Source organism: Paenibacillus koleovorans NBRC 103111, from assembly GCF_004000845.1.
In the GTDB taxonomy this organism is placed as follows: domain Bacteria; phylum Bacillota; class Bacilli; order Paenibacillales; family NBRC-103111; genus Paenibacillus_AA; species Paenibacillus_AA koleovorans.
Genome location: NZ_BIMA01000099.1, coordinates 1 through 15,443, shown reverse-complemented (window position 1 = coordinate 15,443; position 15,443 = coordinate 1). Strand labels below are relative to the sequence as shown.

Annotated in this window: 13 protein-coding genes; 4 read left to right on the top strand and 9 right to left on the bottom strand. The window is 56.6% G+C overall.

Going from position 1 to position 15,443, the window contains the following annotated elements:
* Nucleotides 1–680: 680 nt before the first annotated feature.
* The 3 genes from PKO02S_RS24730 to PKO02S_RS24720 all read left to right on the top strand — a co-directional run bounded on the left by PKO02S_RS24730 (nucleotide 681) and on the right by PKO02S_RS24720 (nucleotide 3,545).
* On the top strand, nucleotides 681–1,997 hold the full coding sequence (locus PKO02S_RS24730; RefSeq protein WP_127587214.1) for a helix-turn-helix transcriptional regulator: 1,317 nt from the start codon (nucleotides 681–683) through the stop codon (nucleotides 1,995–1,997).
* The gene (locus PKO02S_RS24725; protein WP_127587212.1) at nucleotides 1,984–2,925 is read left to right on the top strand and encodes a WYL domain-containing protein; all 942 of its coding nucleotides are present in this window, start codon (nucleotides 1,984–1,986) and stop codon (nucleotides 2,923–2,925) included. Before PKO02S_RS24730 ends, PKO02S_RS24725 begins: the two co-directional genes overlap by 14 nt.
* A 74-nt stretch (nucleotides 2,926–2,999) precedes the next feature.
* Nucleotides 3,000–3,545 (top strand): dihydrofolate reductase family protein, encoded by a 546-nt coding sequence (locus tag PKO02S_RS24720; protein ID WP_127587210.1) that lies wholly within the window; start codon nucleotides 3,000–3,002, stop codon nucleotides 3,543–3,545.
* A gap of 3 nt (nucleotides 3,546–3,548) precedes the next feature.
* Here PKO02S_RS24720 and PKO02S_RS24715 read toward each other — a convergent pair whose 3' ends face one another.
* The gene (locus PKO02S_RS24715) at nucleotides 3,549–3,815 is read right to left on the bottom strand and encodes a GNAT family N-acetyltransferase (RefSeq protein WP_127587208.1); all 267 of its coding nucleotides are present in this window, start codon (nucleotides 3,813–3,815) and stop codon (nucleotides 3,549–3,551) included.
* Nucleotides 3,816–3,845: 30 nt separating this feature from the next.
* Nucleotides 3,846–4,499 (bottom strand): hypothetical protein, encoded by a 654-nt coding sequence (locus PKO02S_RS24710; RefSeq protein ID WP_127587206.1) that lies wholly within the window; start codon nucleotides 4,497–4,499, stop codon nucleotides 3,846–3,848.
* 637 nt (nucleotides 4,500–5,136) lie between these two features.
* Here PKO02S_RS24710 and PKO02S_RS24705 point away from each other — a divergent pair.
* Nucleotides 5,137–5,583 (top strand): hypothetical protein, encoded by a 447-nt coding sequence (locus PKO02S_RS24705; protein WP_127587204.1) that lies wholly within the window; start codon nucleotides 5,137–5,139, stop codon nucleotides 5,581–5,583.
* 753 nt (nucleotides 5,584–6,336) lie between these two features.
* On the opposite strand, the gene PKO02S_RS24700 is transcribed toward PKO02S_RS24705, so the two are convergent.
* From PKO02S_RS24700 to PKO02S_RS24670, 7 genes are all read right to left on the bottom strand, one after another.
* A complete protein-coding gene (locus PKO02S_RS24700) occupies nucleotides 6,337–7,362 on the bottom strand; it encodes a LacI family DNA-binding transcriptional regulator (protein WP_127587202.1) in 1,026 nt (341 codons plus the stop codon).
* Nucleotides 7,363–7,446: 84 nt separating this feature from the next.
* Nucleotides 7,447–9,072 (bottom strand): DUF4127 family protein, encoded by a 1,626-nt coding sequence (locus PKO02S_RS24695; RefSeq protein WP_127587200.1) that lies wholly within the window; start codon nucleotides 9,070–9,072, stop codon nucleotides 7,447–7,449.
* A 6-nt stretch (nucleotides 9,073–9,078) separates the two neighbouring features.
* A complete protein-coding gene (locus PKO02S_RS24690) occupies nucleotides 9,079–10,473 on the bottom strand; it encodes an FAD-dependent oxidoreductase (RefSeq protein ID WP_127587198.1) in 1,395 nt (464 codons plus the stop codon).
* 27 nt (nucleotides 10,474–10,500) lie between these two features.
* Complete coding sequence (locus tag PKO02S_RS24685; protein WP_127587196.1) at nucleotides 10,501–11,994, bottom strand: extracellular solute-binding protein; 1,494 nt, start codon at nucleotides 11,992–11,994, stop codon at nucleotides 10,501–10,503.
* 49 nt (nucleotides 11,995–12,043) lie between these two features.
* Nucleotides 12,044–12,949 (bottom strand): carbohydrate ABC transporter permease, encoded by a 906-nt coding sequence (locus tag PKO02S_RS24680; RefSeq protein WP_373865239.1) that lies wholly within the window; start codon nucleotides 12,947–12,949, stop codon nucleotides 12,044–12,046.
* Nucleotides 12,950–12,987: 38 nt separating this feature from the next.
* Entirely contained in the window at nucleotides 12,988–13,959 is a 972-nt protein-coding gene (locus PKO02S_RS24675; protein WP_127587191.1) for an ABC transporter permease, read from the bottom strand.
* A gap of 32 nt (nucleotides 13,960–13,991) precedes the next feature.
* The gene (locus tag PKO02S_RS24670) at nucleotides 13,992–14,684 is read right to left on the bottom strand and encodes a beta/alpha barrel domain-containing protein (protein ID WP_127587189.1); all 693 of its coding nucleotides are present in this window, start codon (nucleotides 14,682–14,684) and stop codon (nucleotides 13,992–13,994) included.
* Nucleotides 14,685–15,443 lie beyond the last annotated feature (759 nt).

The following is a 15,443-nucleotide window of genomic DNA, read 5'->3' as shown; positions in this document are numbered from 1 at the left end:
TGTCTGCCTCCACCTCTCGGCTTCGGCTTTCATGCTCCTATCATCGCGCAGTTCCGCCCGTTCGAACATGGCGGAAGTATGACGACGAAGAAATTTGTGAACGGATCCACAATCCGCCGCGTTGCCTTTTCGCCATGATCTCCATGGTCCGCCGGATGAGCTGCCAGAGCCACTGTCAACTCGGCGACGAACGCGATATGTACTTTGCAGGGATCAAAAAAAGACCCCTGTCGCCCCCCGATCTCCCCCTACAGCTAAAATAGCCATAGAAAAAGACCGCTCGGCTTCAGCAGTCTTTGCAGCAACGCGTATGTATACCTGAGGCTTAATTAGGCTGTGGAACACAACCTTCTTCGGAGCCTTGGCGGTTTGCGTCTGCAAAGAATGCGGATATGGAACAAGCTGCAAGAGCTATGATTCTCTCGTTGCGAAAGGTGGGCTTCATATTGTTCATGAGCCGGTATATAGTTCTCATCGAATGATTTCAACGGTAACATCGCTCTTGCACCTCTTTCTCAAAAATGGAATGGGTTGCTTGTGATAGTGTTATCATCGGCGATTTGCGGGCCGGCGAACAGGGCGAAAGTATGGCGACGCGAAAAAATTTTTCCATTTCCACCAAGATTCTCTCTTGTTACAATGAAAGCTGGACCGCAATTTACTGGGCTGGAGGAACTTAAGTGGCACGTGAAAGCTTCGATAAAGAGGTGCAATTCCTGCGTTTGCTCGCTTTGGCCGGCGGGGCTTACAATCGGCAGCAGTTCGCTTCCCGGCTCGGCATCTCCGTCCATACATACGATAAAACGCTGCGCTACTTGAAAGAAATGCGGAACAGCCGTCAGCCGGCGGCCCTGTCCGCAGAGCAAGAAACCGAGCTGACGGAGGGGCTCCGCTACAATCACTACGAATCCGCCGATCCCCTGCTGCTGTTCTTGTTCCGTGCCAAGTCGCTGAAGGAGTCAGAGAGCGTCCGGCTCTCGATTCTGATTATGCTGCTGCAGGACCGGTCGCTGACCGCCAAAGAGCTATTGGACGCTTGCAGCGAGAGTATGCCTGCGGATTTTCCTTGTCCGGATGAGAAAACGTTGCGCGGCGACCTCAAGTATCTGGAGGAAGTCGGCGTTATCACCCGCTGCGAGGGCGGGCGTCCTTATCGATACAGAGCGGCCAATGACTTGATCGACGGATTGTTGGATGACGAGCTGATCGATCTGTACGACTTTGTCGATGTGATGGCGAATACTCAGGTCCCTTCGGTGCAGGGATATTTGCTGCGGGACACGCTTAAGAAAGCTTTGCACAAACGGGGCTTCGATCCTGAGCTGGCGGAAACCCACGTGTACAAGTACCACTACCACTCGCGTATTTTGGATGAAGCGCATTTGCATACGATTTTCGAGGCGATCCAGGAGCGGCGCAAGCTGCAGTTTCTGTATTTGTCGCCCAAGAAGGGCCAGAACTACAGCGCCAAAAACACGAATCCGCTGTTCGAGCGCGATATGGAAGACCGGATGGCCGTCACGCTTCCACTGCGAGTGGTGTATGACCATCAGTATGGGCGGTGGTATTTGATCGGGTACACGGCGCCAAGGGGAATCGCGAAATTCCGCATGGAGGGGCTGACTCAGCTAGAAGCCGGCGAAGCGGTGACGGAGGAAGAGTTCGAGGGGCGACTGGCGCGGGTTGAGGAGCAGCTGAGAGCAAGTTGGGTGACGGACACGATGCGGCCTATTCGGGTAGTGGCTCGGTTTTTCAATCCGGACCGGAGCGGCGCGAATTTCGTTCGAGAGCGCGTGGAAGCTCAAGGGCAATGGGGCACGGTGACGGAGGAGTCGGATGAATCGTTCGTGTACGAGATAGTGGTTAACGGCATTTATGAAATCAAACCTTGGCTGAGGAGCTTCGGCTCGAGCTGCGAGGTGCTGGAGCCGGCTTGGCTGCGCAAGGAGTTTATCGCCGAGTGGAAGGAGATCCAGGGGTACTATGAATCCGTTTGAGAAAATATTCAACTACCGGATGATCTCCCGCCTCGACGAGTCGAACTCTCTAGCACTGACCGGCCAGGAGCGGAATTGGCTGAAGACGATGCTGAAGCATGAGGCGGCTGCGCAGGCTTTTACTTCGGAAACCTTGGGAAAGCTGGACGATTTGCTGCAGGGCGATGGATTGGCGGGGCACGACATCCGCGACATTGTGCTGGAGAAAGCGCGCAGCCGCGAGCGCCAGGTGTACCACCCTCATCTGCGTTTATTGCGACGGATGATTATGAGCGGCCGGGGTATTCGGCTTACTTTTCGGATCAAACACGGCGGCATCAAAGCGAATCAAACCGGCCTCCCCGTCAAACTCGAATACAGCATGGTGAAGCGGGAGTGGTATTTGCTCTGGCACAGCAGCCGCGGACGCGCCTTCATGTCCACCAAGCTGTCCAGCATCGTCGCCGTGGAGGAGACGAGCTTGCCGCTCGAGCGGGTACGGGAATGGCGGGCGCAGGTGGCGGAGCTGTTGGAGTCTCGAAAGGAGCAGGCGGTCGTGGAAGTGGTTCGGACGTATAATGAGGAGCTATCGCGGATTTTGTACGCGTTCTCCTGCTTCGACAAGTCGGTCAGCTATGCGGAGGAGGCCGATCTGTACCGAATTCGGGTCACTTACTTGGCGGACGAGCGGGAATTTTTGCTTGCGAAGGTGCGGTTTCTGGGGCTGCGGGTGAAGGTTGTGGAGGGAGCCGGGCTGCAGCAGCGGATGCTGGAATCGGCTACTAAGGCTTTGGAGCGGTATGGGGACGGGACAAGGGCTGAAGCAGAAACTGGGGCTGGGAGTGAGGCTGTGACTGAAGCTGGGACTGAAACAGGGAGTAAGGCACAGGCGGGGCGTCAGGCTGGGAGTGAGGCTGAGGCCAGGCGTCAGGTCGGGGCTGAGGAGTAGAGGGGGACGGCCAGCGGGGAATTGGAGCTATGATTGCATGCAAATAACGAGAGTCTGTTCGAAAGGAGATTCCTATGCGGAAACTAATTGTGCAAGAACTCGTGACGGTTGACGGTTATTTCGCCGGGCCGAATGGGGAGATCGACTGGCACAACGTGGACGAGGAGTATGGGGAGTATGCGTCGCGCTTCCTGAGCGGGTTGGACATGTTGTTGTTCGGCCGGAAAACCTATCAGCTGTTGGCGGACTATTGGCCGACCGCTGAAGGCGACTTTGCTCGCCGGATGAACACGATCGACAAGGTCGTTTTCTCAACGACGTTAACAAATGCGGACTGGCCGAACACTAGACTGGTAGCCGAGCATGCCATAGAGGAGATTAAACGGCTAAAAGATCAGCCCGGCAAGGATTTGGCCGTCTTGGGGAGCGGGGAATTGGTTGGTTATTTGCTGAGTGCCGGGTTGATTGATGAGGTTCAGCTTACGGTCATTCCCGTAGTTCTGGGAAAGGGCAAGCCTTTGTTCGGCGAAGGGCTGGCGCGGGTGCAGATGCAGTTAGTGGAGTCAAATACGATGAAATCCGGGAATGTGATGCTTGTTTACCGTCCGGAATCGCTCTGACCGCTACAACTCTACTTTCATCGTCCACGAGGACGTGTACCCGCCGCACCGCTCAAAGCCCAGGCTGCTGTAAAGCCGGACTGCCGCTTCGTTAGCGGGATCGACGCTGAGGGAGAGCGATGCGAAGCCGTCCAATCGCGCTTGATCCATTATCGCGCCTAGCAGCCTTCTGCCCACTCCCTGTTGGCGAAACTCCGGCTTGAACGCAATGCCCAGCTCCGGCGTCTCCCCGTTCACGAATCCATAGCCGGGATCGGCCTCACCGAACAATCGACTCCTTTGGGGATCGTGTAGCTGCCCTTATGGGGTTAGTTGAAGTTTGTTGTTTTGCAGCTTGAGCGTCAATCTCGCCTTGGTGTTGAAGGTAGATAGATCGAATCCGCCCCCATAATGCCCCTCATGGTAGTCCGATGCGGTATCGGCGTATATTACGCTCTTGCCCGGGGTCCCGGTGGCTCCGGCGATTATCCACTCCCCATGCTTTCCTACCGGCAGTAGGTCGACAGGCTGCCAGAAGTTTGCCGGATCCTCCGGTGCCAGTTGGTAGGTGGACAGGCTGATTTGCATTTGATTGAACCGCTCTGAACTTTTTTCCGTATTGAGCTCCTTATTTAAGCTGATTAAATAAGACCGACCGGCATCCTCCAACACCCCGTAATAGAAAGCCTCCCCTTTTCCGCTAATGGCAGCAAGCTCTTTGGTTTCCACTCGCGTGGGCAACGTGTCGCCCCCGTTGTTCACCCAGCTCTGGGCTATGACGATGCGCCTCGAACCCTCCCCATCCCGTACAACGTTTGCTCCAAACTCGATTACCCGGGCAGAAACGCCACCCATCGGGTAGACCGGACTAATATGGATGTAAGCCTGACTGTCTTCACCGATGATGTCGAGATCCGACCAATTCACGCTCTCCGGGACACTCAAGGCCGTCTGCAGCTGAGCAAAAGCTTGCACCCACCCCGTTCCATCCGTTGCGATGGTGCGAGTAATTGTTTCTCGGAGCTGAGTAAGGCTGGGGTACGAGGGGGGTGGGGGTAGAGGTGTACGTAAGTCGAGAGTCTCTAGGGTGGTGGCGTACTTTAGTTCTAGGTTTTCCAAAGTGTACCGGGTTCTGCTGTAGGACAAGACCTGTTCGTTCATCCACCCAACAGCGAGGAGATGGCCATTCGAACCTCCGTGCAATACCGTATGGACATGGCCTGTTGGGATATGGAGCACACTTAGGCTTCGATATTGAGACAGGTTAGAATACCATCCTGTTAATTTAGACTCTCTCTCTAAACTTGTATAGAACAATCGGTCGCCTTCGGGAGAGAAAGAGACAGTTCGCATATATATAAATTCATTCAACTTTTTCAGATCGCTCGCATCATACACCTGCCCTCCTCTTATCATATCCGTCCCTCTGTCGATGAATATGTACCGACTGTTTGGTGACCATTGTAACCCCCCTGCCGTCCACAGAGGTTCCGTTGAAAAAGGTTCTGGCTTAGGACTGCCCACTCTCCAGATGTGAAGGCTCAAATAATCGTATTGTTTCCCTTCCGGGTTGACCATATAGGCGACTGAGTTGCTGTCGGGAGCAATCGAAATGTTGAAATTCACCTTCTGCTCCTTCAACCGGCTCAAGATAGCTTCCAGGGAAGCTCCTTCTTTTGGAGTAGATGCGGCGGATGGGGCTGTAGATGTAGTCGCGGTCGGTGTCGGAGTTGGATCCGATGAAGATGTCTGCGTTGGCGTTGGTGTCGAAGCAGCGGTAGGCGAAGGAGTGATAAATCCGTTAGGATACGGGGACGGCCATGAAGATTCATTCCGTGGAGTTGTGGGGGAAGGGGACGGCTGGAAGGTTGGAACGATCGTCTGGTTAGGCGTGTTGCTCGACTCGGGACCCTCACATCTTACAAGCAGTAAAAGGAGCATCGCCAGGGATAATCGTCTATCTATCATATGGCACCTCGAATTGGTTGTACTGCAGTTTTATACATATATTACCATCCTAGTGTTTAGATTGCTAGTGATACTGGTACGTGCACGGTAAATATTTGCGATCGACCGGATGGAAAAATAGTGCAATCTTGTATGCTAGTTTCGAAACAGCTGTATCTGTATGGCCGATGTGGCAGATCGAGTCGGGTAAGGATCTGGCGTGGCATGGTGCGTGGATAGTAGTGGGTGATGGCCGGCGGTGGCGCTTGGCGGACAGAAGTTAGCTAATAACAAACAAATGTTAGCTAATTTTCGGGAGTAACTTGTGGATCAGCGGAATACCAATCTAATGTTGGTTAATAGCCGCCTTTTCGCGGATATTAGCGGGGGTTGCGTTTGGTATCCTTTGCTCCATGCTCCAAAACATCAAAAAGCCTTCCCGCGCCCAAAGGCTGAGGCAGCAGTTATGCATGCGCACAGCCTAGAAGATGCACTTAAGCTCGAAGATCGTGCTTACAGCGAGTTGGCCGGACTGTTTTCACTCTGTAAGCTCGCAAATGCTTAGCCGAGGGCTTTCGGGCCGCTTTGCACCTGTAAGCTCGAAAATCGTGCCTACAGCAAGCCGTGCGCAATCCTTTATCCAAAGGTTCAAGGGTCCCTGGCCTCTTCCCTGCATGCCTGCCTGCCACCCACCAAAAACCTAATCACCCTTTTGCAGCAATTCGACTCGTCCGCACCCGTCCAGCTCCACCCCGTCCGACTCGGAGTTAGTCGGCTTTCTGCACCAACTCCCCCAGTCATCCAGCCGCTCCGGTCAAAGTCCGGCACACGCGAAAGGAGCCGCACCAAAGTGCGGCTCCCAGTACTATCTCCCCCTGATCGAGCTCTCGCGAACGACCAGCTTGCTCTCAATCATCACATCGCACGACACGCTCCGGTCGAGCTCGCCATTCAGCAGCTTCATGAGCAGCTGGGTCGCTTCCTGCCCCATCCGGAGCTTGTCCTGCCGCACGGAAGTAAGCGGCGGCGCGAAGTACTGAGCCGCCTGGATATCGTCGTAGCCCACAACGCCCACATCCCCCGGCACCTGCAGTCCGCGCTCTCGCATCGCCTCAATTGCGCCGAACGCCATCAGGTCGTTGCCGGCGAATACGCCGTCAAACCGGGCGCCGGAGGCTAACAGCCGCTGCATCTCCGAATACGCGGTCGCCTTGTCCGCCTGCCCGTTCAGCACCAGGGAAATATCCAGATCAATGTCGGCTTCCTCCAGGGCCTGAGCAAACCCGGCGAACCGCTCATTCTCGTGGTACGTGTTCAATAGACCGCGCAGGATGACAATACGGCGAATGCCTTGCGACAGCAAATGCCTCGTCCCCTCGTAGACGCCGCGGCGATAATCCGAGGTCACGCAATGCACCGGGAACTTGTCGATCAGCCGCTTGCCGACCAGGACAAACGGAATGTCGCGGTCGTAGTAATATTGCAAATATTCCTCGCGGATATGCTCCCCCATGATGATCAGGCCGTCTACCTTGCGCTTGTCCCCGATCCGCTTCCAGTATTCCTGGTCCCGATCGCTTCTGTTCGAGAACAACAGCAGGTCGTAGGCGTTCAGCGTCGAGTGGCTCTGGATGCCCTGCAGCACCTCGAAGAAAATATGGTGAGTCAAGAACAACGGGTTGTTCCCGAATACGACGACACCGAGGTTCTCGGTTCTCCCTCCGGCCAAACTTCTCGCTTGCGGATTCGGTACATAGCCGGTCTCGGCAATGACGTGCTGCACGCGCTCCCGAACTTGAGGCTTCACACCCGGCTGATTGTTAATGACGCGGGACACTGTACCTCTGGAAACGCCGGCCAGCCTGGCTATGGACTCCAACGTATTAGACATACCGATCACCGCATCTCCTGTGGTTTTCCTTACATTATTAAAGGTTTCAGACGGCTTGTCAACGGACGAGGGAAGCAAGGCCGGTCATTCCCGCTCCAGCCTCACCTGAGCCTCCACATGAACCTCGAAAATCCGGTTCCAGGGCAGCCGCACTTCGGCAAGCTTGACCTCGGCGATTCGAGCCTGCCCCCCGGCAGCAGCCCCCGCAAGAAGCGGGCTGGTGGCGGCGAACAGCTCCTCGAGCTGCCTGACGACTACCGAATTCACGATGTCATAGTGCGACTCCAGATCCCAAGGACTTACCGTCAGGTTGGCGGCGATCCACTTCTGTGTCTGTCCGCGCACTTGCGCCTGATAGCCCCACTCGTCCATCAGACGGGACACCAGGAACGATGCATGCGCTTCATCTGTCGTTCGGGCCGCCTCCGCAGCGGACGCCTCTCCGTGTTCGCCGCCGATGCCCGCGCCGAGCAGATCGTTCAGCGTCCGCGCCACCGCCTGCGAGATGCAAGTGCCTAGCGTGTTGCCGGCCGTGTTCCAGCCGGCATAGCCTGACAGCCGGGTGAAAAGGCGCTCGTCCAGCAGATAGCGGACAAGCTCCATGTCGGACGCGTTCGGCAGCGCCACGTCGGCCACCGCTACCCGGCGGCCCGCCTCCAGCTGGTAGCGGGTATTCTCTACCAGATCGGTCAGCAGGTGCCTCGAGTCGAACAGCGCCTTCACATCGCTCGATTCCTTGCCGTCGTTCTTCATATAATCCATGGGAGGGTTCACGGCGAGAATCAAGTCCGCCTCAAGCGGCGAGTCGACTACAATCGTACCGGCTGCCCACAAATGAGCCTTCACCGTCTCCTCCACCGGCCGGTCCTCGTACTTCGGAATGGCCAGCTTGCCGGATTCGGAAGTGAAGCGCGGGAATACCGTCAGCGTGCGGCCGCTCAGCTTCTGCAGCATCCGGGCGAGCAATGTCGATGTAGCCTCGTCGGCGCCCGGATACAGAATCGCCTTAGCCTGCGCGCGGCGCTCGTACATATACTGCTGCAGCTCGCGCTGCTCCAGGACATGAACCCCCACGGCGCTCGCATCCTCCTGGGTGATGTTCAGGTAATCGATAAAGCCCTCCGATGTCCAGTCGATCAGCAGCCGGTGCAGCGCCATATTGCGTCGACGCGCCAGGAAAAAATCGTCGAGAATGCCGTCCGGAATTTCGGAGCGCACCCGCTCGATCTCCGCCTCCAGCCCCGTCTCCTTCAACCGCTCCCGGCGGTCGGAGAGCTCGGAGAACAATTGCACCAGATCCTTGTACCGAATGTAGGCGGCGTTGCGGCCCGTGATAGTAATCCGCATCAGGACGCTCGAGACATACAGCGGCTTGTCCGGGTAACGCGCCTTAATCGTTCGCAGCACCTCCAGCGTCTCGCTCGCTTGCTCAAGCGTCCGCTCGTTCGTCCGCGACGCGATCAGCCCGCCGAACGCCAGCTGATCGGCGGACACCACGATCCCGTCCGCCTGCTCGGCCGCCTGCAGCAGCCACTCGCGAATGCCCTCGCAATTGCCGTGCTTCATGAACTTCCCCAGCAGCTCGATCGGCGGAGTATCGAGGCGCACTCCGGCGATCTTCGCAATCTGTTGCGGGAACCATTGGCAGCAAGGCCGGCTGTCCAGAGGCACCAGCGCGATTCGATGCTGGTTGGGTAACCCCGTTATCATAGTAGCTCACGCTCCATTCTTGACTTCAATGCCGAGATTGCCGCCGTGCTGCATGATCAGCCGCTGGATCCGGCCAACGTCCAGCGCGGCGGGGTCCACACCCTCCTCGGCGGCGAGCGCAGCGGCCGCCCCGGCGGCATGGCCTATCGCCATAGCCGTGGGCGAGACGCGAGCGGATGCCAGCGCTTCGTGTGTAGCCGAGATGCAGCGGCCGGCTACAAGCAGATTGCGGATTCGCTTATTGAGCAGGCAGCGGTAAGGAATATCGTACGCGGACGCACGTTTGATCTCCGTCGCATGAAGCTCGCCGCTGTCCGGCGAATGGATGTCAATCGGATACGAGCCGCGGGCGATGACATCCTCGAAGCACCGTCCCGTAAGCACATCGTCGGCCGTCAGCGTGTACAAGCCGCGAATACGCCGTGATTCGCGCACGCCGATCTGTGTCCCACAGTTGATCAGCGAGGCCCGCTCGAAACCCGGCACCCGCTTGTTCAGAAACCGCACGACCTCCATCACCTGCTGCCGGGCCAGTACCTCCGCATGCGACAAGGCGGCGCCGTCCGTCGCATCGTATCGGATCACGCGCGTCATGTTGACCGACACTTCGCCAGGAGCAGGCAGTTCGAAGAACAGCACCCGATCCCGCTCCACGTTCAGCTCACCGGATAACCGCGCCTCGCGCACGAGGGAGAAGAAGCCGGAGACGCCCACATGCGAGCAGCTCTCCCAGCCATCGGCCAATACGAACTCTTCCGGGTTCTCCTTCATGAACGCCCGCACCCGGGCCAGGTCCACGCTGCCCATTCGGAACATCATCGTCATCGGCTGCGCCAGCCCGTCCTTCTTCCTGCCCTTGTCGAACGGAACGCCAGCCATCCACATCACATCGCCGTCTCCGGTACAATCGATGTAGACGGGAGCCTCCACCGAGGAGGGACCCGACTTGTTGAACAGCTCCAGCGCCCGGATGCGACCCTCGGATGTCTGGACACCGACTACAACCGTGTGCAGCTGCAGATGAACACCGCTCTCGACGCACATCTCCTGCAGCACAAACTTCAGCTTCTCCACATCGACCGGCGTCACCGAAGGAGCGAAACCCACCATATCCGTCACATGGCCCGGAGAGCCGCCGATCGCCATGAGCCGGTCGATGACCTCCTGGGCTATGCCGGTGACCAGCTGTTCGTCCCTGGAATGAAAGCTCTGCATAGGGCCGACCAGCGCATTCGTAATCATGCCGCCAAGAAAACCGTAACGCTCAATCAGCAATGTCTTTGCCCCGCTGCGGGCCGAGGCGATCGCGGCCATCGTGCCGGAAGGTCCGCCTCCGGCCACGATGACATCATACCGCGCAGGGGCTGCCGGGTATTCCCTTCTTTCAATCTCTATCGTCATGGTTCCTGCTCCTGCCCACGCTGGATGTTATTTCTTCTTGCTGGCTTTGTACCAGTTGTTAGCGCCTTTGGTCATTTCGTCTCCGCCTTCCGCCTTCCAACGGGCTACGAACTTGGCGAAATTATCAAGCGATTCCGTTCCGGCGATGAACTGCACGATCGAATCGTCGACCAGCTTGTTCAGCTTCTGCGTGTTCCTGGAGATCTCGTCAATCGGCGGCGCGTAAGTGAGCGGATCGAGCACTTCGATTCCCTTCGCATTGGCTTGAATCGTTTCGAAGTAATTCTGCGTGAGCGCATCCTTGCGCACGCGCGCTTGCCAGTAATCCGGATAAACCTTCTCGTTCTGTCCGTTCATAAAGTGGTTCGAGTTGTTGCGCTCATCCTGGAACTTCGGCTGGATCGGATAGTACTTGCCGTCCTTCACCGAGAAATGCTCGCCTTCCTTGCCGATCGTAAGCAGCTTGAATGTGTCCGGCTGCACCTTCAGCTCCAGGTACTTCATCGCTTCTTCCTTGTTCTTCGCCTGCTTCGGTATGACCGTGTACCACGAGGTTCCGCCGGAAGCCAACGCCCCCTGCTTGCCTTGCGCATTCTTCAGGAACGGTACAAGCGTCACCTTTGCATTCGGAGTATTTTTCTCCAGCGCCGGAATCGCGGTTACAGCCCCCCACCAGGAAATGCTGAACATAGCTGCCTTGCCGCTGGTAAACTTCTCGATCACCTTGCTGTCGGTATTCACCGGCCATTCGGAGTCGATCAGACCTTCCTTGTACAGCTTGGCCATGAATGCGATATACTCCTTCAGCGCAGGATCCTCGACTCGGTGCACTAGAGTCCCATTGACATCCTTCCAGTTCGTGGCCACGCCGAACAGCGTAGTGAGCTCGGCATACAGGCCGCCTCTGCCCGTCAGCGGAATGACGTTCTTCTTCTCCTTGATCGTCTTCAGAACCTGATAGAACTCATCCATCGTCGTCGGCACCTTCAGCTGCAGCTCATCCATCCAGTCCTGCCGCACGGCGAGCTGCGTTCCTACGCTCTTGCCGGCCCCCACTTCGGGTATGCCGTATATTTTGCCGTTGATCTTCGCGCTCTCCCAGGAAGCGTCGGTGGTAATGCTCTTGAGTGTCGGCGCATACTTCGCGAGCAGATCGTCGAGCGGCTCGAGGGCTCCGCTAGTCGCCAGCTTGTAGTACTGGGCCGGAACCAGCTTCATGAAGTCATACTCTTCCTTGCTGCCCATGAGCAGATTCAGCTTCTCATCCGGATTCTCCGCCGGCAGCAAGTCGTAAGTTACCTTGTATCCGGTTGCAGTCTCCAGCGCCTTCGCCACCGGGTCCTGGTTCGGCTCGTAACGCGCGTATTGATTCAAGGCGCGCAATGCGGGCTTCGGCTTCGGCGGCTCTACGGTATTGCCCGGCTTCGTGCCGGTGTCGTCTTTCCCGGCGCCTCCGCTGCAAGCTGCGGATACGAGAGCCAGTGAAGCGATGACGCTGATGGACAACATTTTCTTGAACATTTTACTTCCCCCTTCATCATTTGGAATAGCTTGACCGGACATGCCGGCTTTAACCTTTAACCGAACCGATCATGACCCCTTTTACAAAATACTTCTGCAAAAACGGGTAAACAAGCACGATCGGCAAGGTGGTTAACAGGATGGATGCGGCCTGAATCGATTGCGGCGTCAGGTTCATCGCGGCCTCGATGTTCGCCTTGTTGTCAGAACGAAGGAATTCATCGTTGGAAGACACGAGCAGCTCCTTCAGATACAGCTGCATCGGCTTCAACTCCGTCTTCGTAATGTAGATCATCGCGTTGAAGTAGTCGTTCCAGAACGCAACAGCGTAGAATAGCGCTATGGTCGCCAGAACCGGCAGGGAGAGCGGCACGACGATGCGGAACAAAATCGCTACATTGCTCGCCCCGTCGAGCTTGGCCGATTCTTCCAGGCTGTCCGGCAGGCTTTCGAAATAGTTTTTCACAATCAACAGGTTGTACACGTTGATCATCGCCGGCAGGAACAGCGCGAATAAAGTATTGTTCAAATGCAGATTCTGCATCAGCAAGTATGTGGGGATCAGTCCCCCGCTGAAGATCATAGTGAAAATATAGAGCAGGATGAACCCTTTTCGGCCTACGAGTCTAGGCTTGGAAAGCGGGTAAGCGGCCAGAATCGTCATCAGCATGCTAAGCGCCACGCCGCTTCCGGTAATGATCACCGAGTTCAGGAACGATCGGATGAACAAGCTGTCCTGCAATACGTACTTGTAGGTGCTCAGCTGCCAGTCTACCGGAATCAACCCGACCTGCCCGGAGATGACCGCCGACTCGCCGCTGAGCGACTTGGCCAGCAGATTCAGGAACGGGATAATCGTGAGCGCTCCCATAAGGGTGAACAACAAATAGTTGCAGCTCTCGAATATCCATTCGCCAAGCGACCGGTTGCTCCCCTTGCTATTCGCTGCCTGCAAGTCGGCCCCTCCTCTCTGACGCTGTCTCGCTTCGGGCCTTACCAGATCCCGCGGTGCAACCATCTGCGGCTCGCATAGTTTCCTCCCAGAATAAGGATCAAGGCAATCACCGATTCGAACAGCCCCACTGCGGTAGAAAAGCTGTAATTCTGTTCCCCCAGCCCTGTCCGGTAGACGTATGTGCCGATTACATCGGCCACGCTGTAAACGGTCGGATTGTACATGACGAGAATTTGCTCCGTTCCCGCCTCCAGCACGCCGCCCAGACGGAGAATGAACATCAGCAGAATGATCGGGATCATGCCGGGCAAGGTGATATGCAGCATTTGCCGGAACCGGCTTGCTCCATCTATCTTGGCCGCCTCGTACAACTGGGGATCGATTGCGCTTATAGCGGCCAGGTAGACAATCATGTTCCAGCCCGTTTCCTTCCAGCCGGCCGAGGTAATCAGCACCGAACGGAACACGTCTTTATCCATGAAAAAAGCGATCGAATCTCCGCCGAGCGAGACAATCACGCGGTTCACGAGTCCGCCGTTCGAGGACAGCAGCTCCAGGAAAATACCGCCCACGATCACCCAGGATAAAAAGTGGGGCAAGTAGACAATCGTCTGCACCCATCGTTTGAAAACCATCAGTCTGACCTCGTTCAACAGCAAGGCTATGACGATAGGCAACGGGAACAGGAAGGAGATTTTCAGGAAGCTGATGATCAGCGTATTCAGGAAGACGTCCGTAAACTCGGGCGAACTGAACAGTTTGTTGAAATGCTTTAGGCCCACCCATGGGCTTTCCCTCATCCCGTCGAAAATATTGAAATCCATAAAAGCGATTGTAAGCCCATACATAGGCGTGTACTTGAAAAGCATCAGGAACAGAATCCCGGGGATCAGGATCAAATACAAATCCCAATCCTTGCGAATCTCGACCGAGATTCGACGCTTGGCCGGCTTCGCAGGGCGACCCTTCGAGGCGATATCATCCGTTTCAATTGATGCTGCCGTTTTCATTTCGGTGTCCTCCGGCGATGTTGTCTCCCTCATTACCTCGTTACATGGTCCAGTTCGCGCCTGAACCGGCATGTGACGTCATAAACCGACTGCGCTTCGGCTCCGGTTACGATGGCGCCGATCATGACGCCTCTCACTCCGGTCAGGAGCAGCGCTTCCAGCTCTTCCGCCTTCAGGCTGCGTTGGCTCGGCACGACAACCGGCTTGGCGCATCGTTCCACTAAAGCGCGGTAGTGCAGCAGGTCACGGACGTTCAGCGGAGTTCCGTACTCGTTCCCCGGGACAATGGAGGCTTCCAGCATGTCGATGGGCAAGGACCGGTAGGCCGATATCGCCGAGTCCGCGTAGTCGCCGCTCACGGCCATCATCCTGGAGATCCGTTTGTCGGTCAGCAGCCACCCCGGCGCATGGTGCGCGTACAGCGACACGAAGTCGATCCCGGCCTCCGCCAGTCGAGTCAGCTCGTCGGGCGTGACCTTCTGCGGCGAATCCCCCGCTACCGCTCCGACAGGTCCCGCGAAGCTGCCGCATATCTCGGCCAGCAGCTCTTCGTATTCGGCGACAGAGCCGAATCGCGTTCCGCTGGCGCGATGCTCGACGTTGAAGTGAATCTTCACCGCATCAGCCCCTCCTTCAACGGCAGCCTGGAACAGCTCCCGCGAATTGGCGGGCAGGCTTACGATCAGAGTCGGCTTTTGTTGAAGCATGGAAACAAGCTTGCTCATGGCGATCTCCTTGCTGCATTCTATTTTTGGGAGCGCTCCCGATTTGTTATGATTCAATCATAGCAACAGGCCACACGGCTGTCAATGTCAATTTAAAGGGCTCTCTCGCTCCCGCAAAACCGCCCCATCTCGCCGCTGTCATCTCCCCGCAGCAGAATTCCGTCAGTTTTATGATTTTCAACACGACTGGAGTGGTATCCGTCCGGATGCGACAATTTTTCAAAAAGAAAAACCTGAGCGGAAGTTTACAGTTTACCGATCAGATCTCTGGCGTAGGTGTTCAGTTGGCGCGTGATGAGGGGGACGGAGAAGGCGGAGGGCACCGGCTCCTCTCGCGTCAAGAAAATAACGCTCCTGCATAGCGCTATTTCGCCGTTCCGGCGCTGTTGCGACCAAATAGGTGTAGCGTTATCGTTCGGCCTCACCTCATCTGTGCTTAGCAAGCGCACCCCTTACGTAACTACTTAGGTGTCGTGGCGGGGAAACGGGCGGCTGGGCGCGATGCAGGGTAAAAGTGGTCTTCTTGACGGCTGAAACCGTCGGCTAGGCACGATGTAGGGTAAAATTGGTCTTCTTGACGGCTGAAACCGTCAGCTGGGCGCGATGTAGGGTAAATTTGGTCTTCTTGGCAGCTGACACCGTCGGCCGGCGCGCGATGTAGGGTAAAATTGGTCTTCTTGGCGGCTGAGACCGTCGGCTGGGCACGATGTAGGGTAAATTTGGTCTTCTTGGCAACTGAAACCGGCGGCTGGGCGCGAT

Bases quoted from the DNA above. Each gene is read 5' to 3' on its own strand.
- PKO02S_RS24725 (WP_127587212.1), top strand. From the start codon at position 1,984: ATGAATCCGTTTGAGAAAATATTCAACTACCGGATGATCTCCCGCCTC.
- PKO02S_RS24720 (WP_127587210.1), top strand. From the start codon at position 3,000: ATGCGGAAACTAATTGTGCAAGAACTCGTGACGGTTGACGGTTATTTC.
- PKO02S_RS24705 (WP_127587204.1), top strand. From the start codon at position 5,137: ATGTTGAAATTCACCTTCTGCTCCTTCAACCGGCTCAAGATAGCTTCC.
- PKO02S_RS24700 (WP_127587202.1), bottom strand. From the start codon at position 7,362: ATGTCTAATACGTTGGAGTCCATAGCCAGGCTGGCCGGCGTTTCCAGA.
- PKO02S_RS24695 (WP_127587200.1), bottom strand. From the start codon at position 9,072: ATGATAACGGGGTTACCCAACCAGCATCGAATCGCGCTGGTGCCTCTG.
- PKO02S_RS24690 (WP_127587198.1), bottom strand. From the start codon at position 10,473: ATGACGATAGAGATTGAAAGAAGGGAATACCCGGCAGCCCCTGCGCGG.
- PKO02S_RS24685 (WP_127587196.1), bottom strand. From the start codon at position 11,994: ATGTTCAAGAAAATGTTGTCCATCAGCGTCATCGCTTCACTGGCTCTC.
- PKO02S_RS24675 (WP_127587191.1), bottom strand. From the start codon at position 13,959: ATGAAAACGGCAGCATCAATTGAAACGGATGATATCGCCTCGAAGGGT.
- PKO02S_RS24670 (WP_127587189.1), bottom strand. From the start codon at position 14,684: ATGAGCAAGCTTGTTTCCATGCTTCAACAAAAGCCGACTCTGATCGTA.